General features: G+C 45.4%; 2 tRNA genes and 2 rRNA genes. All 4 read right to left on the bottom strand.

What is annotated here, in order from left to right:
• A 23S ribosomal RNA gene (locus Q1A01_RS23430) occupies window positions 1-928 on the bottom strand; the annotation flags it as partial.
• A 242-nt stretch (window positions 929-1,170) separates the two neighbouring features.
• Window positions 1,171-1,244: transfer RNA gene (locus tag Q1A01_RS23435), tRNA-Ala, on the bottom strand.
• Window positions 1,245-1,401: 157 nt separating this feature from the next.
• Window positions 1,402-1,475: transfer RNA gene (locus tag Q1A01_RS23440), tRNA-Ile, on the bottom strand.
• Window positions 1,476-1,681: 206 nt separating this feature from the next.
• A 16S ribosomal RNA gene (locus Q1A01_RS23445) occupies window positions 1,682-3,203 on the bottom strand.
• Between the last annotated feature and the right edge of the window lie 42 nt (window positions 3,204-3,245).

Here is a 3,245-nt window from a genome sequence, read left to right on the forward strand (position 1 = left end):
TCAGGAATTGGTAGGCGGTGAAGCCCCCGCATCCAATCAGTAGCTCTACCTCTATAAAACTATAAATCAACGCTGCACCTAAATGCATTTCGGGGAGTACGAGCTATTTCCGAGTTTGATTGGCCTTTCACCCCTACCCTCAGGTCATCCCAAGACTTTTCAACGTCAACGGGTTCGGTCCTCCACTTTGGGTTAACAAAGCTTCAACCTGCCCAAGGGTAGATCACACGGTTTCGCGTCTACTCAAACTAACTAAATCGCCCTATTCAGACTCGCTTTCGCTACGGATCCGGCCCTGAAGGCCTTAACCTTGCTAGTTAAAGTAACTCGTAGGCTCATTATGCAAAAGGCACGCCGTCACTTATCGCTCCGACCGCTTGTAAGCGTATGGTTTCAGGTTCTATTTCACTCCCTTATTCAGGGTTCTTTTCACCTTTCCCTCACGGTACTGGTTCACTATCGGTCTCTCAGGAGTATTTAGCCTTAACGGATGGTCCCGCCAAATTCATACAGGGTTTCACGTGCCCCGCACTACTCAGGATACTACTATCTGTAACTGTCTTTACCTATACCGGGCTATCACCGTCTATGGCCGCTCTTTCCAAAGCGTTCTAGTTCATAAAGCACAGAATATCGTAGTCCTACAACCCCAATATTGCCGTAACAACATTGGTTTGGGCTAATCCGAGTTCGCTCGCCGCTACTATCGGAATCACTTTTGTTTTCTTCTCCTCCGGGTACTTAGATGTTTCAGTTCTCCGGGTTCGCCTCCTTGCGGATAACATATCTTCAATATGCCAGGTTGCCCCATTCGGATATTTGCGGATCAATTCTTGTGTGCAGATCCCCGCAACTTTTCGCAGCTTATCACGTCCTTCATCGCCTCTGAGAGCCTAGGCATTCCCCATACGCCCTTAATTAGCTTATTGTACTTTTTGCTCTTTAAGGACTTATGCATTAAATGCAAAAGCCTTTATATTATAATGAGTTATTCATATTATATTCAATATTTGCGTATATACATCTGACTGTATACACGACTTCTCGTATTCTTTTTTATTTCCCAATATGTCAATGAACTTCGTGAAAAAACAGATAATTAATATTAACCGTATCTATCACGGCAATAAGCAAAGAGATAAAATAAATTATCTCTAGGCCATCGCCTAGTGGAGAATATCGGAGTCGAACCGATGACCTCCTGCGTGCAAGGCAGGCGCTCTAGCCAGCTGAGCTAATCCCCCATTTTTGAAACCCCGAATGTCGAACTCAGAATTACGAATAATGAAGTAATCAATTCTCAACTTCTAAAATTTCCTTCAATAAATAACAAAATGCTAAATAGCACTTAATGAACATCGCGATTTAGTTTTACACGCTTTCGCGAAAGCGTAAATAAAGTAGTCCCAGGCAGACTCGAACTGCCGACCTCTACATTATCAGTGTAGCGCTCTAACCAGCTGAGCTATGGGACTCTATTAAAGACCCTAGTATTTCAGTATGTAATCAATAAATGTAAAACACCTATCGCATAGCCTCATACCTAAGACCATTAATTATTAAATCGACAGCTATTGAAAACTAAAAGAAAATATCAAACAAAATATTCTCATCTATAACAAGTAAGTTGGTTGTGTGAATATCCTATAATAAATATAGAATTATCAGGGACAAGCTCTAGAAAGGAGGTGTTCCAGCCGCACCTTCCGGTACGGCTACCTTGTTACGACTTAGCCCCAGTTACCAGTTTTACCCTAGGCCGCTCCTTACGGTGACGGACTTCAGGTACCCCCAGCTTCCATGGCTTGACGGGCGGTGTGTACAAGGCCCGGGAACGTATTCACCGGATCATGGCTGATATCCGATTACTAGCGATTCCAGCTTCACGGAGTCGAGTTGCAGACTCCGATCCGAACTGAGATAGGTTTTATAGATTCGCTCCGCCTCGCGACGTGGCTGCTCTCTGTACCTACCATTGTAGCACGTGTGTGGCCCAGGACGTAAGGGCCGTGATGATTTGACGTCATCCCCACCTTCCTCGCGGTTTGCACCGGCAGTCTTGTTAGAGTTCCCACCATTACGTGCTGGCAACTAACAACAGGGGTTGCGCTCGTTATAGGACTTAACCTGACACCTCACGGCACGAGCTGACGACAACCATGCAGCACCTTGTAATATGTCCGAAGAAAAACCGATCTCTCAGTCTGTCATACTACATTTAAGCCCTGGTAAGGTTCCTCGCGTATCATCGAATTAAACCACATGCTCCACCGCTTGTGCGGGCCCCCGTCAATTCCTTTGAGTTTCATTCTTGCGAACGTACTCCCCAGGTGGGATACTTATCACTTTCGCTTAGTCACTCAGTCCGAAAACCGAACAACTAGTATCCATCGTTTACGGCGTAGACTACCAGGGTATCTAATCCTGTTCGCTACCTACGCTTTCGTCCATCAGCGTCAATATATTGTTAGTGATCTGCCTTCGCAATCGGTATTCTATGTAATATCTAAGCATTTCACCGCTACACTACATATTCTAACCACTTCACAATAATTCAAGACATACAGTATCAATGGCAGTGCTATGGTTGAGCCACAGCATTTCACCACTGACTTATATGCCCGCCTACGGACCCTTTAAACCCAATGATTCCGGATAACGCTTGCACCCTCCGTATTACCGCGGCTGCTGGCACGGAGTTAGCCGGTGCTTATTCTTATGGTACCGTCATCAATCTACTCGTAGATCTTATTCTTCCCATATAAAAGCAGTTTACAACCCATAGGGCAGTCTTCCTGCACGCGGCATGGCTGGATCAGAGTTGCCTCCATTGTCCAATATTCCTCACTGCTGCCTCCCGTAGGAGTCTGGTCCGTGTCTCAGTACCAGTGTGGGGGATCTCCCTCTCAGGACCCCTATCTATCGTCGCCATGGGGAGCCGTTACCTCTCCATCTAGCTAATAGAACGCATACTCATCTTATACCACCGGAGTTTTAATCATTAATCGATGCCAATTAATAATACCATGGGGTATTAATCTTCGTTTCCAAAGGCTATCCCCCAGTATAAGGTAGATTGTATACGCGTTACGCACCCGTGCGCCGGTCGTCATCTGTAGCAAGCTACAATGTTACCCCTCGACTTGCATGTGTTAAGCCTGCCGCTAGCGTTCATCCTGAGCCAGGATCAAACTCTTCATCGTGTGTCTTTAATATATTTCAACTCACAATAAATAAGAAATTAA

Source organism: uncultured Dokdonia sp. (assembly GCF_947492815.1).
Lineage (GTDB): Bacteria > Bacteroidota > Bacteroidia > Flavobacteriales > Flavobacteriaceae > Dokdonia.